Genomic DNA, 21,698 nt, shown 5'->3' with positions numbered 1-21,698 from the left:
CGTTCTCTCCCTATAATAACTTGCACCCATTGTGAACGAGCTCCCGAAGCCGGTCCAGCTCAAGATGAAGCAGCTCCCGCCCATGGTCCGTAATGACATATAATTTGCGGCGGTCCTGCTCTCCTGCTGCATGGATCAGATCATCCTTCTCCAGCTTGGACAGGCTGCTGTATGTCGTACCTGCCCCAAGCTTAATTCTCCCTGAGGTCAATTCCTCTACATGCTGCATGATTCCGTATCCATGCTTCTGCTCCGTTAAAGAAAGCAGGATATAGAACATGGTTTCCGTCATGGGTAAATAAGCTTGCTTGGTTCTCTTCTTCTCCACAAGGGTCCCTCTCTCCTTATGTACTATATCGCGTCGCGATATATTTGTTTATAATATATCACGATGTGATATAGTTGGCAAGTTATGATAGGGTGGTCATCAATTACACCCGTTCCTCCACGCACCGGTTCATCATATATGCCTTGATTTGACTCGCAGCCCTTGGTGCGCCACCGGCTTCCTTCAGGCCGTCTCCCAGCTGCCTACTCCTCAGGCGATAAGCCGGATGGGTCAGCACTTTGTGCACAGCCTGTGTAATGTCACCCGCGCCTTTCCTCTTTAGCACCATCCCGGCTCCAAGCTTCTGAACCCGCAAAGCCACCGCCCGCTGTTCCTCCTGCTGCGGAATCAGGATCAGCGGAACCCCGAACCAAAGGCCTTCATGCACGCTGTTCATTCCTCCATGAGTGATAAACAGGTCAGCTCTCTTCAGAATCTCCAGTTGCGGGAGGCTGCGGCGGATCACAACATGCTCCGGCACCTCCAGTCCGGAAATATCCACGGCGCTGCCGACCGACATCAAGACAGAGAAATTCGGATCTGCGAACGCTTCAAGGCAGGCATGGTAGAAGCTGAAATCGTGATTATTGATCGTCCCCAAGGAAATATAGATCAGAGGCCGCTCCATCTCTAACAGCTCCTTCAGCTTGATATCAAGCTCACTAGCTGTTCTCCCGGAGATCGAAGGCCCGACAAAGAGAAACTCCTGGCCGAAAAACCGGCGATTGGGCTGCAATTCATCCGAGGTGTAGACAATATTCAGCTCCTCCTTATTCATAAAGGCATCAAGCATGTTTGCTTTGGTAATCCCCATCTCACGAATCAGCTTACGATGCCTGCTGTAACCCAAATAAGCGTTGCGAGGATGAAACAAAGCCAGTTTGATAGAAGACCATAGAATATTGGGCGGAAGAAGATAAAAGCGGTCTGGAAAGGCCAAGGTAGTCACAGAATTCACACAGGGAATTCCACTGAGCAGCCCCGCATATTTGCCATAGACAGCAAGGGAGTCGTGAATGATATAATCCGGCTTCTCCCGCTGGATCTCCTCCAGCAGACCGGGAAGAAGCTTCGAGGCTGCCTCTATTAATGTTCTATATAATATAGCGAAATCTTGGGTAATCTGATTGGCATCAAAATTCGCAGGGTTCAGCGGATATCGGCGGAACTCGGCGCCCGCTGCTTCGATGCCGCTCCGGAAGGCATCGAAGGAGTAATAGATGACCTGTTCCCCCAGCTCGGTCAGCTCACGAACCAACCCTAAGGTGGGATTGATATGCCCGTGGGCGGGCAGGCCTAAAAAGAATAATTTGGACATCGGTAATGACCCTCCCTTCATGAATGAACATGATCCAACTGAAAGAATAGTCCATTCCCCCTATATAGTCCAGTTTAAGCTCGCCTTGTCAAGGAGGAAGGGCATAGAAAAAGCGGCAGTCCTCCGTGAATCTGATGGAGAAACTGCCGCTTGATTGTACTTAATTACTGGGGATAGAGCTGCTGCGGAGCTTTAGGAGCTTGCTCAGGGCTTGGAGCAGCATCCGGTTGCGCGGTGCCCTCTTCATCCGTTGATGCTGCTTCTGAAGCTGCGCCTTCCGGCTGCCCCTCCGGAGAAGATTCCTGAGCAGATTGGGCTGCTTCGGAGGTCTGCGGAGATGCGGATGAACCGCCCGTTCCCAGCTCGACCTGAAGCATTTTACGCTCCTGCCCGTTTGCCAGTGGAGCCTCGCCTACTACGGTCATGCCGCTGGTGACAGGCATATTCGGGTCCGCTTCAGTCTGAAGGGAGCTGTCGGTATAAATCTTCACCGTACCTTGCCCTTCGTTATATCGCAGCATCCCGATAAGCTCCGCAACGGTGAGATCTCGTGTAACCTGCAGTGAATTCGTGCCGTCTGCGAGGCTTGCTGCTGCCTGGTCAGATAGGGTGAAGCCCGCAGAGGTACCTGCACTCAGCGGCGGTGCGCTGGCAGGCAGAACGGTCAGTGTAATCACAGCGGTATATTCTTCATACCGGTTCTTAAACAAGGCGCTCAAGGTGACCTTAACACTTGCGCCTATCGGCTGCGTGACCTTCCCTGTAGCAGAGATTACGGTAGGATTGCTCGAGGTCCAGGTAATCTGAGATCCGTGTACAGTACCTGCTGTAGGCAGAGTAACATCCCTGGTTACGCCGGAGCGGGAATCTCCGCTAACATATCCAATTTTCAGTGCGTTTACATCATCTACGATCTTATACCAATCCTCGTAGATCATGGAAATAATGCTGTCAAAGTCATTTTGAATATCATCACGTGATGTATAAACCTTATGATTACTTGCAATCTGATCCAGGAAATACTGTGCCAGTGTCGCTACTTCACGCGGTTCCAGCGAGCTATAGTCTTCGTTGTCCAGGTGAAGCTGCGGAGAGCGCAGCGCACTCAGCATCTCTTCCACGGTGGCCGCTTGATTGACCGCTGCAATAGCGGTAGATTCGTCGCCGCCATTCAGCAAATCATTGAGCGCCAGATCCAAGGCATCCTGAATATCGGCACGATTGCTGTAAGTGCCTGCTCCAAGGAGCACAGAGCCTGCAATCTGATTCTTCTGCGTTTCACTCAACGATTGATATAGGGCCAGTTCCAGCTTGAGCCCGGCAGCTTCGAGCGCATTTCTCATGGATGCGATATCTGTCGCCTCATTAACATTTCGAACCGAGGTTACTATGATAGGATCAGGAGAGAGTACGGTTAATGCCACTTCCGCCGTTAATCCTGCATAGCTCAGCTGAATGGTGTGCGTTCCGCTGGACAGGCTGTTTAGATAGGACAAAGTGAGATACACATTTCCTTCTGTATCATCCACAATATAGTCTTGGCCTGCGATCAGTTCTGTTCCATTCGCCACTTTCAGCTCAGCAAGCTGAGGATGTTCCACTAAGTTCCCGAGAGAATCATAGAGCTTAATACCGATCGGCAGGTCCGTACCCGCATCGTTCTGCCGAATTTGATCCGTGTAGAGCAGCTCTGCATCAAGCATATCGCCCGCTACCGATACAGGGATAGTTACTTCAACCCGGTCTTGTCCCAAAACGGCGGAATTATCCACGATAGTCACTGAAACCGACGTCTGTCCCAGGGCTAAAGGTTCAATCTTCAGCTGGCCTTCCTCTACCGTTGCGCTAACAATATCCGGAGTCGGCACAGAGACCGAAGCTGGATCTATGCTTAAGTCATCCCCATCCGGGTCGGTGGCCAAGTTAGACGCCGTAAAGATAAGTGGAGCGGAATCCAGACGCAGTGACTTGGCCCCCAAGTTCTGCATGACAGGCGCATGCGGAATTCGGGCTTCCAGTGTGAAGGAAGCGCTCAGCGCGCCTAAGGTAAGCTGCCCTGCATGATCTCCGGCCTGAAGCGTGTTCAGCAGCTGCTTGGACAAGGTCACCTCGGCAACTGCCTCATTCACGGTGTAATCCGCCGGACTCAAGGTCTGTCCATCCAGCTTCACGGACAGGTCAGAGAGGCTGCCAGCCGGAATCTCCGTTCCTGCGCTGTCCTTACGAATCAGCCGGATTACAGCATCGTCTTTGGCATACTGGGTATAGAACGCTCTACCCGAGACGACATCTGCCTTCAGCTCTCCATTCTGTGTAGAGGCAGGAGGAGCCGGCTGAGAAGGAAATGAGCCGCCTTCCGATCCCGATCCAGCTGATCCGCCCCCTCCGCCCGCGCCTGAAGAAGTCGCAGGAGCTGAGACTCCTCCACTGGCTGCCGGTCCATTAGATACGCCGTTAACGGCTCCAATCTGGGCTTTCACCTGGTCATAACCGCTCACGATATCTGCGGGCGCCGAGCCAGCCGGCAGCCATAAATCATGTACTGATGCCGAGGAGCCGAGGACAATTTTCACTGCCGAGCCTCCGGCTGACAGTACACCTACGCTGCCGGAGATATTAACACGCGCTGTGCCCGAACCAGATACCTTAAGCTCTCCGATTGCCGCGGAACCACTGATCGTCTGATTGCCGGATACCGGCATCTCCACTGACTTTATATTTCCGCTGAGCTTCACTTCTGCTGATCCGCTGAGAAGCTGTAGAAGCGGAATCGTAACCCCCTCGCCTGCCTCCACTTGGGCAGAGGTATGAAGGGCAATATGACCTACAACAGAATCGCTTATGAAGCGTACATGCACCTCTGTCTTCGTAATATCTACTCCAGCAAGCCGGGCATGATCGAAGACAACGGTATTGCTATCGCCACCATCGACAACGGTCTGTCCCTGTACGCTAACATGGTCCGCATAGAAGTCATGCTCCATCTTTGAGTCAATCCGAAGATTGCCGCTGATCTCCATATTTCTTAGCGTTACAAAGTCGGCTGTTACCGCCGCATCCCCCTCAATCTTCGCCCCATGGGCATCCAGAACGAGGTTGCCGGAGAACTCCTCCTGCCCGGCTGCCGGAAGCTTGCCAGCACTGCGCAGCTCCAGGTAAGTCACTTTCGCAACGATACCCTCCTTCATCTCAATGCGTACGGCTGCATTTTTCAGCGCTGCGGCATTCTCCGAAGAGAACAACCCCTTCAGGGAATCAGCTACCCGGTAGGCTTCACCGTCTACCACAACCATGCCATCTTCAACACGGTCGATAGTTTGGGATGCTGTAAGATTGAACGAATCTAGGGACTGGTTGATCACGACAGCCATTTCCTGCCGCTGCACAAATCTTGACGGCGCAAAATTAGTGCCGTCCCCCTTCATAATCCCGCTTTGCAAAAGATACTGCACAGCATCCTTTGCCCATAAGCTAATTTGGGCTTTGTCCTTGACGCTGAGCTGAGCTCCGAGCCCAGAGGCATCGGCCTTAAGCGCACGAACCAACGTAACCGCCATTTCTTGTCGGGTTAAAGGCGCTGTTGGACGGAATAGACCGTCTCCGCCGCCCAGCATAACCCCCTGCTGTTTCATAGCTTCAATCGCAGGAGCAGCCCAGCTCCCGGATTTAACATCTTTATATGATACTTTGGTCACAGGAGCTGCCGAGAGCTTCAGCACCCGGGTTAAGATCACTGCGAACTCTTGTCTGGTCAAGTTCCCTTGTGCTCTAAAATTGCCCTGTGCATCTCCTGTCATAATGCCCAGCCGATTCACATTCTGAATCGCTTCAGCCGCCCATGAGGCAGAATCCTTCAGCAATAAGCCTTCTTCGCCCGCAGCATGAACTGGAGCCGCCCCGCCGAATAAGCTTCCAGCAGGCAGCGGAAGAACTCCTCCACTAAGCAGCACGGCAGCAGCAGCCGCCGACATCCATTTATTCCATCGTCTCACTTTATGTTTTCCCCCTGTACGTTCCTTGGCTCGTTAAGCGATTATTTTCTCTTTAGTTCACGCCTACTTGGCTCCAAGCATCAGCAAGCGCGGCATACTGTGTGGAACTGGCGCCGTAAATATCACGACAAGCTAACAGAGTAGCCGCCCGGGCTCCGGCAAAGTCGGTGTCGGGCACCATATAAGCCAGAGAGGCCTGGTACCATACTTTGCCCGCATCAACCCGTGAGCCGATTGCTGTAGCAAACAGATAGAACGCTTTGTTCGGAATACCTGAGTTATAATGCACGCCCCCGCTATCTGAAGTGGTAACAATATACTCAGCCATCTTATCCGGCTGTCCCCCCCGATGAGGGTCGTCCATATAGCGAAGAGCATCTCCTGGGGTTTGCGGGGTGTAGACATCCTCGCCAATCATCCAGTCTGTGTTCTCCACCGCCATCGCCATGGCGTCAGACCAGGACTCGTTCAGTGCACCCGGCTGATCCTTATAAAGGAGGCCGGACGTATACTGGGTAACCGCATGTGTCAGCTCATGGGCAACCACATCCAGCGCACCGGAAAGTGACGAGAACTCTGCTCCGTCCCCATCGCCGTATACCATCTGGCCCAAGGAAGAGCTCCAGAAAGCATTATTATAATTGGTCGAGTAGTGCACGCCAGAAATGATCGAGGAGCCCTTATTATCGAAGGAATCGCGCCCTAGAACCTTTTTATAGAAATCATAGACAGCACCTGCGTAATAGTGGGCATCAACCGCTGTCCGCTGGGAAGCATCATCCCACAGGTTATTAGAGTCTGTCAGCAGAGTCTGAGAAATAGAACCATTATTATAAGAAAAAGTCCGAATGGTGGAACCATTGACATACATCGGCTTGGTCCGGTCTTCAAGAAAATAAGAAGTCCCTTTCTTCACCGTATTGATCTTCTTGGTATCTCCAGCCGTGCCAATCCCTTGCCCTCCCAGCGTTTCAGCCTGGTTATAAGCGTCGATGATGTCCCCGGTTACCGCATCCACGAAGATGGTCCAGTCACCGGTCTGACGCCCTGCCAAATATACAACAGAGGTCTGATAGGACAGGATCGCTTTGTCGCCTTGCGGATAATAGACAAGCTTGGCTTCCGGCGGTTTGCTCGTGCTTCCGTAATAGCCGGTATGCTCTCGCGCAGCATCGATCGCCTCATCAGCAGTCAGGACGGGCTTGGTCGCTGTACTCGTCAAAGCGGTATAGCTTCCGGTAATCCCCTCAAGCCTGCCTTGATTCTCATGGATAATAACCTGCTGCCCATACACTAACAAGCCATTCAGGACCCGATCCAGCCGGGTATGCGTTCGGCCGCCAATTCCTTCTTCTGAACTCACAAACCTAAATTCGCTTCGCACATCTTGAATGCCAAGCTTGTCCTTCACACTGATCAGGCCTTGAATAGCCCTCTCTTCTGGAGTCGAACCGGTTAGCCTGCCCAAATCTCCATTAATGCTGTTAATTCCCCCTAAGTCATCCCTGATAACTGAGATTTCTCCCTGCGCCCGTACACTTCCTCCGCCAACAACCAGTGTGGACAGAAGAATTGCAGAGGTCAGCAGCACAGAAACCGCCTGCTTCCCCATGGTTCTACCCCTCTTCTAATAGCAAACTCACTTTCGATAATGGGTATGTATCTATCGTCATCATCGTTGGTGTTAATCAGGATTATAAGGGCAGAATCATTGGCTGGTCAACCAAAATTTACATTTTTTCGACAAAATCATTTTTATTTCGACATCTCCATTTTGCGCTATTAGAACAAGCCGTAAATAAGGCGGCTATCCCCCTGCTGACGCAGCTTCTCCGGAACTATAAGTTGAACCTGTTTAAACAAAAAAATCACTCATAGAGTGATTCGATTAAATGAGTCCCCTGCGCCGCGCTGCAAGCACTGCCTCGGAGCGCGAATGAACCTCAAATTTATTGAACAGGCTTGTCAGATGATATTCTACGGTACGCTGGCTCATATAGAACTGCTCGGCCAATTCCTTGTTGCTTTTCCCTTCAGCAATTCCTACCAGCAAGCAGCGATCCTTCTCCGTAAGCAGAATCTCCTGCGGGGTATCCGACATCAGGGGCCTCCCCTCTTCCCTGCGTCTTAGCTCGCGAAGCAGTTCAATCGGCAGGGTAGCCGTACCTTCCAGCGCACTCCGGATACTGCGAATAAACTGGGAGGGGGAAGAGGCCTTGCTGATGAACCCAACCGCACCAGCTCTCAGCAGCAGGTTGAATTGGGGCGCCATGTCAAAACCGCTATAGATCAGTATAGGAGCATCAGTCTGAGTTCGCCGTACCAGCTCCAAGCCCTCCATATCAGGTAAATTCAAATCATAGAGATAGAGATCAAACTCCTGCTTTTGTTGTAAATCAAGAGCTTCTGCCGCCGTTTGAACAAAGCTTACCTTCATGTCTGCTTCTTGTTCAATCAACTGTTTCGTTCCAGCTCCCAAGAGAGGGTGATCATCAACTAGCAGTATAGAATTCATGATTATCGCCTGCTCCTCTTCTATCAGTTTATAGCTCTAGCTCTGCGGGACCTAAATGACATCTTGAAGCAGAAGCCCCCTTCAGGCCGCGACCAGATTTCAGCCTGACCCTCAAGCCCAGCTACCCTCTCCCTGATTCCTGTCAAACCCATGTGCTCCCCGGATGCCTCCACTTCATCCCAATCCATTCCTTGCCCATCATCAGAATAGCAAAGGCACAACAACTCCCCTTCCGTAAACAGTTCTATCACCACAGCATGGGCTCCCGAATGCTTCAACGTATTATTCAACAGCTCTTGCAGGATCCGATATAGGGTAATAATCTCTTCTTCCGGAAGTCCTACGTTATGCAGACCGTAATCCAAATGAATGACCAAATCTGAGCGCAGCTGAATCCGGCGCATGAGACCATTTAGAGCCTCAACCAGCCCCCTTTCTGGGACAAGCAACGGCCTAAGATCTGTACATATCTCACGAATTTGATGGATCACATCCAACATGCCTTCTCCGATTTCTTCAAGGCCCTCCCGCAGTCCATTATGGTTCCCTCGTTCCAGTATGCTTTGCAACTGACGGTACCAGTGAAGCTGCTCCTGCAGAGCTGAATCATGGAGCTCAAGCGACAGCTTACGCCGCTCCCGCTCTGATATCGTAAAGGCCAGTCGGGTCACCCTTGGGGACAGCTCAGGCTGATTCTTCAGCACATTGTCCAGCTCCACCGCCAGTCCTTCGATCAGCAGCTGCTTTTCATAGGCAATGGACGCATAAACAGCCATACTTTGAAGATACTGCCGCTTGCTATGCGAGAGAGTCCGGCTCCCGACCGGCTTGTCTATCACCAGAAAAAGATGAATTGTTCCGTGGTGAGTGAATTGAAGGTAGCGGCGGTCCGTCAGCTCTGTATATGCATAATTCTCCAGCTCAAACGGCAGCCATCTGTACAAGCCAGATTGCAGCAGATGGACATCCCCTGCGCGAAGCGACAGACGGTCCGAACAGGTGTCGTACTCGATCAAGGCCAGCTTTGGCATGTTCAGAGCAGAGCACGCTTCCTCTACGATTAAGGCATCCAATTTAGCAGTATTCTGAGCTCCGGCCAATCTATCTCCAAAGGAGGTAAGGCGGTCCATTTGCCAACGTCCCTCTGCCGTATACAGATGGGTCCAACCTTTTATCTTGATCATCACAATTTGCAGAAGGAGTAAAAAGACGGCACTCAACAGTGCCATTAGGCCGTAATCTCCCAGGGAAAGACGATCTCCCCAGATCAGTGCATTAACAAGACTTAACCCTATTGAAGCCAGGAGAGCGGCAGCCATAGCAGAGACATGCTGCCGAAGGGTTCTGCGCCAACTGTCTTCTTTTAAAACCTGCTCGATTTGTTCCAGTCCAGCCACCGCCATAAAAAATGCGCAAGCATGGATCAGCGGAACATACGGAATAGGCCAAACGGCATGAAGCAATAGCGGCGGCAGATCAATCAGGAAGAAGATGCCCATGTGCATCAAAAGGAGCAGCACAGTCAGCTTCAGCGGTCGCAGCCATAAAAGGCAGCCGACAAGGGTTAACCCAAGGCAAGTGTATTCCAAATTTGCATCCCAATGAATGCCCAGCCAAATAAGGTCGTTTTCGCTAAGAAGCCCTGCTTGGTTCATGCCAGCTGCACCCAGCCATGCAAAGGAGCCAATGCTCACCGCCGCCAATAGCCACTTCACTCTAACAGCAGTATGAAATACAGAGCTGCTTCGAAATCTGACCCATATCAACAGCAGCCATGGAATGCTCAGCAATGCTGACTCGTAAATGGGCCAAGCCAGTGGAACCTCCTTCCTGACGGGCCCACTCAGGATCACAAGACCTGCTGCCGTCAGCACCCCGGAAGCCGCAGCTGCGGAGTGATCCAACGAGTTGCGGGCATAGAGCCAGACCCCGATCATCCCCAGCAGCAGTTGGACAATAACCGGAATAACTGTATGTATGAATGCTGCAGACAGATTGGAGAAATCCGCTGTTAGCACAAAATACAAAGCTGCAATGATCGTCAGAGTAAAGAGTGCTACAGTACCACGCTGCAAACGGTTCATGCCCCCAGCTTCCCATACACTTCATACTTTGACGAATTAAACATCCTTCCGGCCACTAGAGACACAGCTAGGGCCACCGCTGCGTTGATGCCGACCGAATCCCAGCGGACGGTGTCATATATATCGGAATTCATATAAGGCTCGGGGAAATTTATGGTCAAAAATCCAGCATACTGCTTATACGATTCAATAGAGCTTGTACCAAGCATCCACTGCCCCGGGTGAGCCGCCCCGTGTTGGTTCAGCCAAAATAGCACCAGCGTAATTCCAGCTACTATTCCTATCATCGCAGCTATAGCTAGGCGTTTGCAGCTAATCCTTCTGCCGAGCGCCGCCGCCAAGCCTACGATCGCAAGTCCGCATCCTACGGAAGCGAATTTGGCGGCTGTAATATACCAGATCCCCATAACCGGATGGCTGGAAGACTGCATTCTTACTGCGTAAAGCCCTTGTTCACTAAAGAACACCTGAATCAAGCTTGTGGCCCATATTGCGATCACACCGAGTGCGAGAACTAAAGCCTTTATAACAAAATGAAGCGAGGTCCGGACCGGGACCATGTGATTCAGCAAATTCATCCCCACATACATATCCCGGTAAAAATCAATAAAGATATAAATAGGTAGATAAAGACCGATACACTGATTCATCAGTACATTCAAATCCGAATAGATCGCATCCCCACTCCGGCTTGAGAAGATTAAATTCAGCAGCAGACTGATCAGAAAAACCCAGAGTATTGGATGGATTTGTCGCTTTGCTTCTATTTTAAATAAATGGAGAGCGGCCATTTTTCTTCCTCTTTTCCACTAAACCTAAACCCAAACCTTGCCTCCCAAATTATTCTAACACGCCTCTAGTTCGAAACAGGGATAACCTCTTGTCAGTTTCCGTAAACTTCATATTTGCTAGAGTTGAATAAGATATGTAACACCGAACCGGCTCCAACCGCAACAGCCGCATTGATCCATACAGATGCCCAACGGATCGTCTCATTAATATCTTGAAATGGAGGCTCATAGCTAATACTGACGCTCAACATGCCCGCATACTGTTTGAATGAATCGAGATCCGAGGTCCCCATTTTAAAATGATAACCTTCCGATGTAATCCATAAGAACTGGGGCGCTACGATGAGAACTATGATACAGGCCATTAGCAAATAGCTTGCAGCCCTGACCCTAACCAGCTTGGCAGCCGCCAAGGCAAGCCCCATCACAGCCAGACCGCTTGCAGCCCCCGCGAGCTTAGACAATATAATATAGGCAACACCCAGCAGTGGACTGCTGGAACCAGCCATTCTAACATGGTATAAGCCATGTGGGTTCAAAAAAAGCTCCAAAAGCGTGCTGGCCCACACCAGCATAATTCCCACAAGAAAAACCACCGACTTAATCCAGAACAAGCTGGAAGTCTTAAGAGGCAGTGTATGAGATATTGACCTCTTCCCAATATAGAAATCCTGATAGTAATCTACAAAAATATAAACAGGGATTAAAATACCTATGACCATGTTGATCAGCAAATAAGTAAATGCATAATCCGAGTTCTTATTCCATGCAAAATACAAACTAACACAAGAACTAAGCACAATTAAAGTGGCGACAACAGGAATATGCCGTCTGAGCTCCGTCTTGAATTGGGGCAGCCACACCATTTCCATCCTCCTTTATTGCTAGCTAGACAAGCTCCTTGAAAAGCGATTCTATAGATTGTTGATAGGTTTGATGCAAATGTTCCACACTCCCCTGAAGCAGCACTTTACCGTCACTAACAATGGCAACATCTGTAAAAATCTGCTCCACATCATGTACCAGATGGGTACTAAGAATAATCGAGCTCGCAGGATCGAAATAATCAAGAATAATTCTCATAATTTTGTCACGGGTAGAGGGGTCTACAGCGGCCAGCGGCTCATCCAGCACAAACAGCTTAGCCTGCCTAGCGAAAATCAACGACATATTCACCCTCTCCTGCATGCCTTTGGACAGTGACTTAACCTTATCTTTCAAATGAATTCCCAGATCGTCAATCATACCTAGAGCACGGTTGCGGTCAAAGTCTGCAAACGCCTGGTCAAAGAAGTTAACGGCCTCCCCTACATTCATCCAAGGATACAAAAATTCCCGATCTGGCATATAGGACACAATGGCCTTAGTGGCAACTCCCGGCCTGCTTCCTGCAATAGTGATCTCTCCCTGGTAGGATCGAAGAAGGCCCACAATTAATTTGATCAGTGTTGTTTTTCCCGCCCCATTGGGCCCCAGCAAACCCAGAATTCGGCCTTCCGGGAGAACCAGATTCAACCGATCCAGCGCCTTCTTGCAACCGTATTTCTTGGTTACCTCATGACATTCAAGCAAATATTGCAATGTGCACTCATCCTTCCCTTCTTCAGTCTTCTTTCTATGAAACCAAAATGTGTAACACGACTGATTTTTATTGTAACTGGGTTAAACCTGCGCTTCACCGAAGCTTTACCGCAATTCACGCAAAACTTATCTTTTGGTTGCTGATACCAACCATACGGTCACCAACAGAAAAAGCATGCCCCTTCAATGAATGAAGAAGCATGCTATGGTATAAAAAAAAGGATCCCGGGATGAGCTGCACAGCGTTCATTTCTACTAAGCTACATTCGTCCACAGGGTCTTATCCCTTTAAGAGGGTCTCCGTACTTTAACGTTATCAATCTAGGCTTATTCCATGTCCTCCTGCTCTCTTGTCGCTGTCGTTAGCTTGTCAGCCTGCCTGCAAGGCTGTGGCTGACAAGCCTGCTCAGCTGGCGCGCCGCCTCACCGGACGCCTCCGCCTGCGTGATCGCCGAGATAACGGCGATCCCGTCTGCACCGGCGTGGATAACCTCCTCCACGCGCGATGCCGTGATGCCGCCGATGCCTACCAGCGGCAGCTCAATCCCGCTTGCGCGCAGCTCGCGCAGGATGGACGGGCCCTGCACGGCACGGGCATCGTCCTTGGACCCCGTCGGGTAAATTGGCCCGATGCCCAAATAGTCGGCACCGCCGGCAGCAGCCCGGCGCGCGTCTTCTACACTGTGGGCGGATACACCCAGTATCCGCCCCTCCCCGATGCGGACGCGGACACGGCCCGCATCTTCATCGTCCTGCCCGACGTGAACCCCGTCGGCATCAATGGACAGCGCCAGCTCCACATCGTCATTGACGATGAACGGCACGCCAGCGCGCCGGCAGGCGGCCTGAAGCTCACGTGCCAATTCCTTGAGCGGGGCGCCGCGGAGTGCGCCAGGCCCCTTCTCGCGGAACTGGACAAGCGTTGCCCCGCCGGCCAAGGCCTCCTCCACGACCTCCAGCGGATGGGACCGGCAGTTCTGACTGCCGACTACCAGGTACATCCGCAAGAGCTCACGAACTTGTGAAGCAGACCAGCGGCCTGTCATGAGCGCACCGCCTGTCTGCGGCGGTAGGCCCAATGATTGGTTGGGCCATGCCCCTGGCCCAATCCTAGATTCTCCTCGATCGCCGCCTGAATAAAAGCCCTGGCAACCTCCACTGCCTGCCCTACCTCGGCCCCCTTAGCCATCTCGGCAGCAATCGCCGCCGAGAACGTACACCCTGTGCCATGGGTATGCGGGGTGTGAATGCGGGGGCCGGACAGCTCAGAGAAGCCGGTGCCGTCATAGAGCAGGTCCACCACCTGCTCGCTGCCCTCTGCATGTCCGCCCTTGATGACCACCACCTGCGGGCCGCAGGCGCCGATCCGCTTGGCGGCTTCCCTCCGGTCTGCCGCCGTCCTGATCGCAAGGCCGGACAGCACCTCGGCCTCGGGCAAGTTCGGCGTCACGACCCGCGCAAGCGGGAGCAGCAGCTCCTTCAGCGCCTGAACCGCCTCCTGCTGGAGCAGCTCGCTGCCGCCTTTGGCAATCATGACCGGGTCAACGACCACGTTCTTCCAGCCAAAGGCTCGGATCTGCTCGGCCGCTGCCGCAATGATATCAGCGCTGAACAGCATGCCGGTCTTCAGGGCGCCGACCGTAAAGTCTGAGCCCACGGCCTCGATCTGCTCGGCCGTCGCTTCCGGCGGCAGCGGATAGACCCCGGATACGCCCATGGTATTCTGCACCGTGATGGCGGTAATCGCAGACATGCCGAACACCCCAAGCTCCTGAAATGTCTTCAGATCCGCCTGAATGCCGGCCCCCCCGCCGCTGTCTGAGCCGGCGATTGTCAGCGCTGTGGGAATGGTGTGATTGCTCATGCCTGCTGGCCTCCGGCTCGCTCGGCCTGAAGCTCTCTGATCGCCGTATGCCCCTTCAGGGAATGCGGATGCAGCTTCGCCAGCTCATCGAGAAAAGCGATCTGGAAGCTGCCCGGCCCTTGGGCAGAGGTTCGTTCTGCTGCGCGGGATGCCGCTGCCCCGTAGAAGGCCAGGCCGGCCGTACCGGCTAGCAGCAGGTTCTTCTCAACCGCTGCGAACGCTCCCAGCACGGATGTCAGCAGGCAACCGGTTCCGGTCACCTGGGTGAGCAGCGCATCCCCGCCGCTGATGATCCGGCACCCCTGCCCATCCGAGATGGCATCCTCGCGGCCGGTAATCGCGACGACAGCCTCCAGCTTACGCGCGGCCCGGATCGCAAGCTCCGCATTCTCATCGGCTCCACTTATGCCGGCGTCAACGCCCTTGATCTCCCGGGCTTCACCAAGGAGATGCGCGACCTCTGCTGCATTCCCGCGAACCAGGCTCACCTTCACTTCACGCAGAATACGAAGCGCCGATTCCGTCCGGAAGGCAGTCGCGCCCGCGCCAACCGGGTCCAGCAGGACAGGCACTCCGTGAGCATTCGCGGACAGCCCTGCAAGGATCATGGCATCCACCTGCTCTGTGGATAGGGTCCCGAGGTTAAGGACCAGGGCTCCAGCTACCTTGGCCATATCCGCCACCTCTTCTGGAGCATACGCCATAACCGGCGAAGCTCCGAGCGCATACAGGCCATTGGCGGTGAAATTGGTGACCACTACGTTCGTCATATTATGAATCAGCGGCTTGGCCCTCTGGATTTTAGTAATAAGACCCGAAATATGGTGTTCTAACATGGGACTAACCTCACTTTTCTCTTGGATTGATTTTTCAATAGGAGAGTTCAGACTTACAGTGCCGCAGCCTCTAACTGAACCGGCCATTCCTCAAGCTTGTAAGCCATATCCCAGAACAAATACTCCAGCTGACAGCTGAGCATGAAATGCTCGGTCATTCTCGCTCGTTCCAGCTCTGTTGTTGTTTCCGCCCATGCATCTACACGTTCCCGGAACTGATCTGTGACGGTCATGGACTGACCGCCATAGAAGTGAATCCACTCATAGAATGGGTGGGACTCTGAAGGACGAACCTCTTCCAGAAGCCTCTGGCCAATCTCCAGATACGTCCATGGACAAGGCAACAATACGGCCATAATCTCTCCCAGACTCCCTTCATATGCCGCCGTAAGCATATGACGAATATAATGATGTGCGGACGGAGCCAGCGGATATCCCTGCAGCTCCTCATAGGTCACCCCGGCAGCCTGGCAAAAGTTCTGATGCGGATGAATCTCACTGTGCAGAATGAACGAGATTTGCTCATTAAATACAGCGATATCCTTCCGACTTGTGCTTTTGGATATGGCCAGTCCATAGATGCGCATGTAGGCGTTTAAGTATTCAAAGTCCTGCTTGACATAGTGAATCAGCTGTTCCCTCTGCAATTTCCCCTCTGCAATTCCCCTTACAAAGGGATGGTTAAAGATCGCCTCGAAAATGCCGTCCGCCTGTCTGCGGAGCGATGCGGTAAAGCTCATGTTCTCCACCTCCGAATAATAGCCTTGCAGGAAGCACTCTAAAGACCCGCACGCACAGCTTAAACGGAACGCAAAAAAGCCGCTCCAGGGAACTGGAGCGGCTGCTATGGGGCAAGGTTCTGTACTTCACTAGTCACTAATGAAAGTACAAGGGGCAATATATAACGAGCCGGCTCCACTTTCCTACGCTAGTACGAACTAGATCAGGTTCAAAGGGTCCAAGATATGCTCTTGTCTCAGCCGCTGACGGCTCCCCTAGTGGACTTCCTATGTAATTTTGGAAATTCATTATTTCACTACAACTGTACCTATCCCAGCCTAAGAAGTCAAATTAAAATTTGCAGAGCTTGAATCGGCCTGTTGATTGCAAACGGATAGAGCTGCTTGAACATCTCAGGGCATTTCATCCATAAATGTATCCATACCCAAGGCTTCTTCATCCGCTACACTCTGAATGTCCTCCGAGCTGATCCGGATAACCTCATAGCCGTCCTGTTGCTGCTTCTTCAGTGCCCGTTCAAGGATGAACTTGGGGCTGCCTTCCCCGGCGTCTTCATCATAGACGAGCAGAATGCCATCGGTCTTGCGCAGCAGCAGCTCGTCGCGGGCGGTGAACTGCCAGGGGCCTGCATAAGGCTGCTTGCTAACCGGCGCATAGTAGTCCACGCCTCTCAGGAGTTCGCGGAAATATTCCTGCTTGTCCTCCTTCCAGTTCTCCTCCTGGGACTGGAAGGCTGTCAGTATAGAACACTTCAGGTGCGGATATGTGCTCTTGAGCTGTATAGCCACCTCTACAGCCCATAAATCCACCCCGTATTGTCCTGGCGTAATGATCCATTCCAAGCCTTCTTCCACCAGCGGGACCAGCTTATTCTCAAGAGCCTTCATAATATACGGAATGCCTTGATGCTTCTGATTAAAGATATTCAGTTCATGGGCGCGATAACCGGTTACGAGCAAATTCTTCATAGTTCCCATCCTTGCTGTTTCTTAAATCGGCGCTTGCCAGCATAAAAGAGTCCTTCCGAAAGCTGCATTCTTCGGAAGGACTTTTAGGATTCATTCCTTGTATATCATTATACCACTTCTCTAGCCGACCTTCTGGTACATATGCTGCAGATAACGCCAGCGTGTAATGAAATAATACACAACCTGCACTGCGATGAAGAATGCATACAGCGAGAGCGCATGCCCGAGCATGCTGTAATCGATCAGCTGCTGGAGAGCCATAAAAGCTACCGCACTGTGAACTACAGCCAGCACAATCGGCAGGAAGAACATCAGAACGAGCTGCCTGGTGACAACCTTCCTCAGCTCCTTCCGGCTGAGTCCAATCTTGGAGATCATGCGGTACTGCTGCTCATCCCGGGACAGATCGGCATACAGCCTGGAATAGGTAAAGCTGGCCGCAAAGGTGAAGAACACGATACCCACAAGCCCGCTGACAATCAGAATAATGCCGTTAGACTGCTTGGAATTGGCCCAGTTCAGCACCAAAGATTCCAACGGATACTCAGGCATCTCTTTATTAATGGACGCGCTCAGCTTCTCGGCAGCATCACGAGTTTGCTTCCAATCCTCAACATTGTAGAGTACCGTCTTGGCTATCGAAACATAATCTCCCGCCGCTTTAAGGCTTTCGTACAAGCGGTCCGAGATCACAATCATATCTTTATTGCCTCCCGGAACCACTCTCTCGGTCCCCGGGCCTATTAAATGAACTTCATATTTTTTATTCATAAAAATAAGCTCGATCTCGGCTGGCTTAGCATCTTCGCTCTCTTTCCGGAATTCATTCCGCTGTTCGACAGTGCCAGGAGTGCGGAAGCCATCTTCTCCCTCTTTCAAAGTGGCCGGGCCATAACCGAGCAGACCAGTCATCGCATTGTATTCACTCAGCTTGATAAGCTCTGTTCCCTGATCTGTGAATAAAGGGATAAAAGCTGCCTTTTGGTAAGAAATGTTACTTTGCTTAAGCGCGGTCTCGATTTCACTTAAATGCTTCTCTTCTTCCCCATTTTCCGTATTCGAATGATAAGTGAACGCATACGGATTAACCATCTCCGACAGTCCGGGATCTGAGACAGCCAGCATCGTGCCGATTCCCGTAAAGGAGGAAGCCACGATGATCGTCACCATGAAGAACATAACAGCATTGTCCTTCATCCGGTAAGTCAGCTCCGAGAAGGTCAGCAGATTTATTCTCCGGAAGAACAAAGACCTCTTCGTCTTCAGCCTGCGGATGAAATATACACTCAGCTGCGTATAGAGGAAGTAAGTCCCCAAAATGGTGAAGAAGACCCCTGCGAGCAGCAGCGGGAAGAAGGCGAACAGCCGCAGAATCGTGAACGCAAATACACAAGCATAACCGCCGCCAATGAAGAGGACAGCCAGCAAGGATAGCAGAATGGAAGCCTTCGGCTCAGGCTTTGGCGCATCTTCTGCTTTGATCAGGTCGATCAGATTTCCTTTTCCCAGCAGCAGGGAGCTGAGTATAGAAATAAACAGGAATAGAATGAGGAAGGCGGCTCCCGTCAGCAGCAAGGGCTTCAGCGGGAAATAGAAGGGAAGCCCGTGATTGATCGCCAGCACCGTTCCGCAAAAGAGTAGAATCAGCTTGGAGAAGATGATGCCTACACCCATCCCCATAATGATGGCCGCCAAGCCAATCAGCAAATTCTCTGTAAAGACCAGGCGGTTGAGCTGCTTGCGCGACATGCCCAGCAGCATGAATATACCGAACTCCTTCTTCCGCAGCTTCAGGAAGGAGCCAACAGAATACAGCAGGAACAGAAATGAGAAGATTAGAATCACAACTTCAGAGATAATCATCCCATAAGTCGCCAAGGCGCTAAGGGTCTCACTGCTGGAGGCTAAGCGCCCCTGCAGATTAGGATGGAACTGCAAAAGAGCATAGACAAAGAAGATCATCACTGAGAACGCGCTGCTGAAGAAGTGGGCCAAATAAGTCCGCTTATTGCGGAAAATGTTATTAAACGCGAACTGGCGAAATGTCATGCCCCGAACCTCCCATCAAAGATAGCACGTTGATAATCTTCTGATAGAAGGCGGCCCGGTTATCGCCGAAATGAATTTCGTTATACAGCTGACCGTCCTTGATGAAGATCACACGCGAGCAGTAGCTCGCTGCTACGGGATCATGGGTAACCAGCAGCATCGTTGCTTCATCCTCGCGGTTGCGCTGTTCCAGAATCTCCATCACATCGCGTGCAGCTTTGGAATCCAGGTTCCCTGTCGGCTCATCCGCCAGCACCAGCTTCGGCCCGTGAATCAGCGCGCGGGCAATGGCTGTCCGCTGAGCTTGCCCTCCGGATATTTCGTAGGTACGCTTATCCAGGATCGAGGTGATTCCAAGCTTCTGTGCGAGGACATCAACGCGGCGATCCATCTCTCTGAGCGGTGTCCCGTCAAGGGTGAGCGGCAGCAGGATATTTTCCTTTACGGTCAACGTATTGAGCAAATTGAAGGACTGGAAGACAAAGCCGAGCTCACGCCTCCGGAACATCGCCAGCTTATCCGGCTTCAGTTCGAACGGATTCTCCCCCGCGATCCGAATCTCTCCAGAGGTTGGCCGGTCGATCGTTGACACTAGGTTAAGCAAGGTTGTCTTACCGCTGCCCGAGGGGCCCATAACCCCGACAAATTCCCCTTTTTCAATAGATAGATTGATCCCCGAGAGGGCCTCGTAGGACACCATCCCTTTATATATTTTACTTAGCTGCGTAACATTCAAAATTTCCATGGTCTATCTCGCCTCCTACTTGAGTAGTCCCAAGGAGCCTCAATACTTATAGCCCCTCGTCTCTATGTCTCTAGTGTATAGCAAGATTTCACTAGCTCCTATTCATTCACCTTTCACTTACCTGACAACAATGTCATGTTCCCGGCTGCAGATGATACGCACCAGCGTTCCTTCGCCTACTGCGGATTCCAATTCAATCCGATGTCCGAGCTTGGTCAGCACCTCTTTAGCCAGATAAAGTCCCATCCCCGTGGATTCCTTGAAGAAGCGTCCATTCTCACCGGTATAAAAGGGCCGGAACACCCGCTGCAAATCCGCCTTCGGGATGCCTGCTCCGCGATCCAGCACCTCCAGAATGATTGATTTATCCAGTGCACAGGCTCTGATCGTTACCTTCTCCCCGCTGCCGGATGAGTATTTGATCGCATTAGAGAGGACCTGCAGCAGCACAAAGCGCAGCCACTTGGCATCAGATTGCACCGAAAGGTCCGGTTCGATCAGGATCTCGGGATAGACATGATTCCGGATAAAGAAACGCTTGAGCTCATGAACCGCCTCACCCGCCACATCACGCAGCAGAACCGGCTCCACACTGAAGTCCTGCTCGAAAGCATCAAGCCTTGCCGCATACAGAACCATCTCCAGCCCCCTGCGGATTTGATCCGCCTCCTCTGTGATGCTTCGGAAGCGGGGGTCGTCCTCATCCTCATCATGGGCCGTCATCTCAATGACAGAGAGCGGTGTCTTCATCTGATGGACCCACTGGTTCATAAAGGTTAGATGCTCCTTCTGCTTGAGCTCGTAGGACTGCAGCAGGGCGTGATAATGCCCGTACTGGGCATCCATCAGATCATCAAGTGCCCTAGAAAGCGGCGCATTCTCGGGGCTCGGGACAAATTCCTTCATCGACTCCATCCGGCGGGATAGACGATAGTAGAAGATGCGGTGGGTGGTATAACGAAAGGTCAAGTAGCCCGCATAGAAGAACAATCCCAGCAGAACAGCATATAGGGCGGTCAGCCAATGGTCATAGCCGTCATACCAGAATACCAACACGACGACCAGCAGCTCTGCCAGTGTCCAGAGGGTCAGTGCGAGATGCTCCCGTAGAAACAGCTTCATGGCCTGCTCCCGTCCTTCCAGGTGACAAGCAGCCGGTAGCCTGAACCGCGCACCGTCTCCAGCGCCTGCTCAATCCCAAGCTCGGCCAGCCTCTTGCGAGCCCGGGTGACATTGACACTGAGCGTGTTGTCATCCACAAAAGCGTCGTCCCACAGCTTCTCCAGAATCGTCTCCCGGCTGACAACACGCGGGCTGCGGCGTAGCAGCGTCTCCAGAAGAATAGTCTCCTTCTTGCTAAGCGGTACCCTCTGCTCTCCGAGCTCAAGCTCCATGCTCTCCAGATATAACGTGAGCCCGCCCAGCACTACCTTCCGCTCTTCTGACTTCGCGGCGTAATCGCCGTATACGCGGCGGAGCTGGCTGCGGACTTTGGCCATTACAATTTCATGTTCAAAAGGCTTGGGGATATAATCATCGGCTCCGTTCTCAAGAGCCATCACTTGGTCCATTTTTCCGCTGCGGGCAGATATGAAAAGAATGGGACAGGTAGAGACGAGACGAATCTGCCGACACCAATAATACCCGTCATACCTGGGCAGATTTACATCCAGCAGAACCACATGCGGGTCCAGCTGCTTAAATCGCTCCAGTACATTCTCAAAATCAGTAACAACTTCTGCCTGATCCCCATACCGCTCGATATGGGACTTCAGCAGGCCTGCAATCTTGGGGTCATCCTCTACGATCATAATTTTATACATAATAAATACTCCTTATAGACATCATCCGGTCGGGATCGGCTAACCCTTCCTTATTTCCAGCAA

18 protein-coding genes and 1 riboswitch are annotated in these 21,698 nt (G+C 52.0%); all 18 genes read right to left on the bottom strand.

Features of this window, described 5'->3' with window-relative positions; genetic code table 11:
• Positions 1–10: 10 nt before the first annotated feature.
• The 18 genes from DCC85_RS04440 to DCC85_RS04355 all read right to left on the bottom strand — a co-directional run bounded on the left by DCC85_RS04440 (position 11) and on the right by DCC85_RS04355 (position 21,635).
• Complete coding sequence (locus tag DCC85_RS04440) at positions 11–328, bottom strand: PadR family transcriptional regulator (protein ID WP_234414343.1); 318 nt, start codon at positions 326–328, stop codon at positions 11–13.
• A gap of 103 nt (positions 329–431) precedes the next feature.
• Positions 432–1,646, bottom strand: a complete 1,215-nt coding sequence (locus DCC85_RS04435) for a macrolide family glycosyltransferase (RefSeq protein WP_159081778.1) — start codon at positions 1,644–1,646, stop codon at positions 432–434.
• A gap of 164 nt (positions 1,647–1,810) precedes the next feature.
• Complete coding sequence (locus DCC85_RS04430) at positions 1,811–5,638, bottom strand: S-layer homology domain-containing protein (RefSeq protein WP_159081777.1); 3,828 nt, start codon at positions 5,636–5,638, stop codon at positions 1,811–1,813.
• A 52-nt stretch (positions 5,639–5,690) separates the two neighbouring features.
• The gene (locus DCC85_RS04425) at positions 5,691–7,250 is read right to left on the bottom strand and encodes a M4 family metallopeptidase (RefSeq protein ID WP_108464487.1); all 1,560 of its coding nucleotides are present in this window, start codon (positions 7,248–7,250) and stop codon (positions 5,691–5,693) included.
• A 276-nt stretch (positions 7,251–7,526) separates the two neighbouring features.
• On the bottom strand, positions 7,527–8,153 hold the full coding sequence (locus DCC85_RS04420) for a response regulator transcription factor (protein ID WP_108464486.1): 627 nt from the start codon (positions 8,151–8,153) through the stop codon (positions 7,527–7,529).
• 23 nt (positions 8,154–8,176) lie between these two features.
• Positions 8,177–10,237: a sensor histidine kinase gene (locus DCC85_RS04415; RefSeq protein ID WP_108464485.1), complete on the bottom strand. Its 2,061-nt coding sequence runs from the start codon at positions 10,235–10,237 to the stop codon at positions 8,177–8,179.
• Complete coding sequence (locus DCC85_RS04410; protein ID WP_108464484.1) at positions 10,234–11,028, bottom strand: hypothetical protein; 795 nt, start codon at positions 11,026–11,028, stop codon at positions 10,234–10,236. The genes DCC85_RS04415 and DCC85_RS04410 overlap by 4 nt, the downstream gene beginning before the upstream one ends.
• A 92-nt stretch (positions 11,029–11,120) precedes the next feature.
• Positions 11,121–11,894: a hypothetical protein gene (locus DCC85_RS04405; protein WP_108464483.1), complete on the bottom strand. Its 774-nt coding sequence runs from the start codon at positions 11,892–11,894 to the stop codon at positions 11,121–11,123.
• Positions 11,895–11,916: 22 nt separating this feature from the next.
• A complete protein-coding gene (locus DCC85_RS04400; RefSeq protein WP_108464482.1) occupies positions 11,917–12,609 on the bottom strand; it encodes an ABC transporter ATP-binding protein in 693 nt (230 codons plus the stop codon).
• 362 nt (positions 12,610–12,971) lie between these two features.
• A complete protein-coding gene (thiE, locus tag DCC85_RS04395) occupies positions 12,972–13,655 on the bottom strand; it encodes a thiamine phosphate synthase (RefSeq protein ID WP_108464481.1) in 684 nt (227 codons plus the stop codon).
• Complete coding sequence (gene thiD, locus DCC85_RS04390) at positions 13,652–14,473, bottom strand: bifunctional hydroxymethylpyrimidine kinase/phosphomethylpyrimidine kinase (protein ID WP_108464480.1); 822 nt, start codon at positions 14,471–14,473, stop codon at positions 13,652–13,654. The genes thiE and thiD overlap by 4 nt, the downstream gene beginning before the upstream one ends.
• A complete protein-coding gene (gene thiM / locus DCC85_RS04385) occupies positions 14,470–15,309 on the bottom strand; it encodes a hydroxyethylthiazole kinase (protein WP_108464479.1) in 840 nt (279 codons plus the stop codon). The genes thiD and thiM overlap by 4 nt, the downstream gene beginning before the upstream one ends.
• A gap of 53 nt (positions 15,310–15,362) precedes the next feature.
• The gene (tenA, locus tag DCC85_RS04380; protein WP_108464478.1) at positions 15,363–16,049 is read right to left on the bottom strand and encodes a thiaminase II; all 687 of its coding nucleotides are present in this window, start codon (positions 16,047–16,049) and stop codon (positions 15,363–15,365) included.
• Between the two features lie 163 nt (positions 16,050–16,212).
• A riboswitch (TPP riboswitch) is annotated at positions 16,213–16,316 on the bottom strand.
• A 126-nt stretch (positions 16,317–16,442) separates the two neighbouring features.
• Positions 16,443–17,018, bottom strand: a complete 576-nt coding sequence (locus DCC85_RS04375; protein ID WP_108464477.1) for an SLOG family protein — start codon at positions 17,016–17,018, stop codon at positions 16,443–16,445.
• A gap of 120 nt (positions 17,019–17,138) precedes the next feature.
• Complete coding sequence (locus tag DCC85_RS04370) at positions 17,139–19,067, bottom strand: ABC transporter permease (protein ID WP_108464476.1); 1,929 nt, start codon at positions 19,065–19,067, stop codon at positions 17,139–17,141.
• On the bottom strand, positions 19,042–19,812 hold the full coding sequence (locus DCC85_RS04365; RefSeq protein ID WP_108464475.1) for an ABC transporter ATP-binding protein: 771 nt from the start codon (positions 19,810–19,812) through the stop codon (positions 19,042–19,044). The genes DCC85_RS04370 and DCC85_RS04365 overlap by 26 nt, the downstream gene beginning before the upstream one ends.
• Positions 19,813–19,929: 117 nt before the next feature.
• On the bottom strand, positions 19,930–20,934 hold the full coding sequence (locus DCC85_RS04360) for a sensor histidine kinase (RefSeq protein ID WP_108464474.1): 1,005 nt from the start codon (positions 20,932–20,934) through the stop codon (positions 19,930–19,932).
• On the bottom strand, positions 20,931–21,635 hold the full coding sequence (locus DCC85_RS04355; RefSeq protein WP_108464473.1) for a response regulator transcription factor: 705 nt from the start codon (positions 21,633–21,635) through the stop codon (positions 20,931–20,933). The genes DCC85_RS04360 and DCC85_RS04355 overlap by 4 nt, the downstream gene beginning before the upstream one ends.
• Positions 21,636–21,698: the final 63 nt, after the last annotated feature.

The sequence above is a fragment of the Paenibacillus sp. CAA11 genome (genome assembly GCF_003060825.1).
GTDB lineage: Bacteria > Bacillota > Bacilli > Paenibacillales > Paenibacillaceae > Fontibacillus.
This window is presented reverse-complemented; position numbering and strand designations above follow the sequence as displayed.

Coding starts and splice junctions, on each gene's coding strand:
- DCC85_RS04435 (WP_159081778.1), bottom strand. CDS start 1,646: ATGTCCAAATTATTCTTTTTAGGCCTGCCCGCCCACGGGCATATCAAT.
- DCC85_RS04425 (WP_108464487.1), bottom strand. CDS start 7,250: ATGGGGAAGCAGGCGGTTTCTGTGCTGCTGACCTCTGCAATTCTTCTG.
- DCC85_RS04420 (WP_108464486.1), bottom strand. CDS start 8,153: ATGAATTCTATACTGCTAGTTGATGATCACCCTCTCTTGGGAGCTGGA.
- DCC85_RS04415 (WP_108464485.1), bottom strand. CDS start 10,237: ATGAACCGTTTGCAGCGTGGTACTGTAGCACTCTTTACTCTGACGATC.
- DCC85_RS04410 (WP_108464484.1), bottom strand. CDS start 11,028: ATGGCCGCTCTCCATTTATTTAAAATAGAAGCAAAGCGACAAATCCAT.
- DCC85_RS04405 (WP_108464483.1), bottom strand. CDS start 11,894: ATGGTGTGGCTGCCCCAATTCAAGACGGAGCTCAGACGGCATATTCCT.
- thiE (WP_108464481.1), bottom strand. CDS start 13,655: ATGACAGGCCGCTGGTCTGCTTCACAAGTTCGTGAGCTCTTGCGGATG.
- thiD (WP_108464480.1), bottom strand. CDS start 14,473: ATGAGCAATCACACCATTCCCACAGCGCTGACAATCGCCGGCTCAGAC.
- thiM (WP_108464479.1), bottom strand. CDS start 15,309: ATGTTAGAACACCATATTTCGGGTCTTATTACTAAAATCCAGAGGGCC.
- tenA (WP_108464478.1), bottom strand. CDS start 16,049: ATGAGCTTTACCGCATCGCTCCGCAGACAGGCGGACGGCATTTTCGAG.
- DCC85_RS04375 (WP_108464477.1), bottom strand. CDS start 17,018: ATGAAGAATTTGCTCGTAACCGGTTATCGCGCCCATGAACTGAATATC.
- DCC85_RS04370 (WP_108464476.1), bottom strand. CDS start 19,067: ATGACATTTCGCCAGTTCGCGTTTAATAACATTTTCCGCAATAAGCGG.
- DCC85_RS04365 (WP_108464475.1), bottom strand. CDS start 19,812: ATGGAAATTTTGAATGTTACGCAGCTAAGTAAAATATATAAAGGGATG.
- DCC85_RS04360 (WP_108464474.1), bottom strand. CDS start 20,934: ATGAAGCTGTTTCTACGGGAGCATCTCGCACTGACCCTCTGGACACTG.
- DCC85_RS04355 (WP_108464473.1), bottom strand. CDS start 21,635: ATGTATAAAATTATGATCGTAGAGGATGACCCCAAGATTGCAGGCCTG.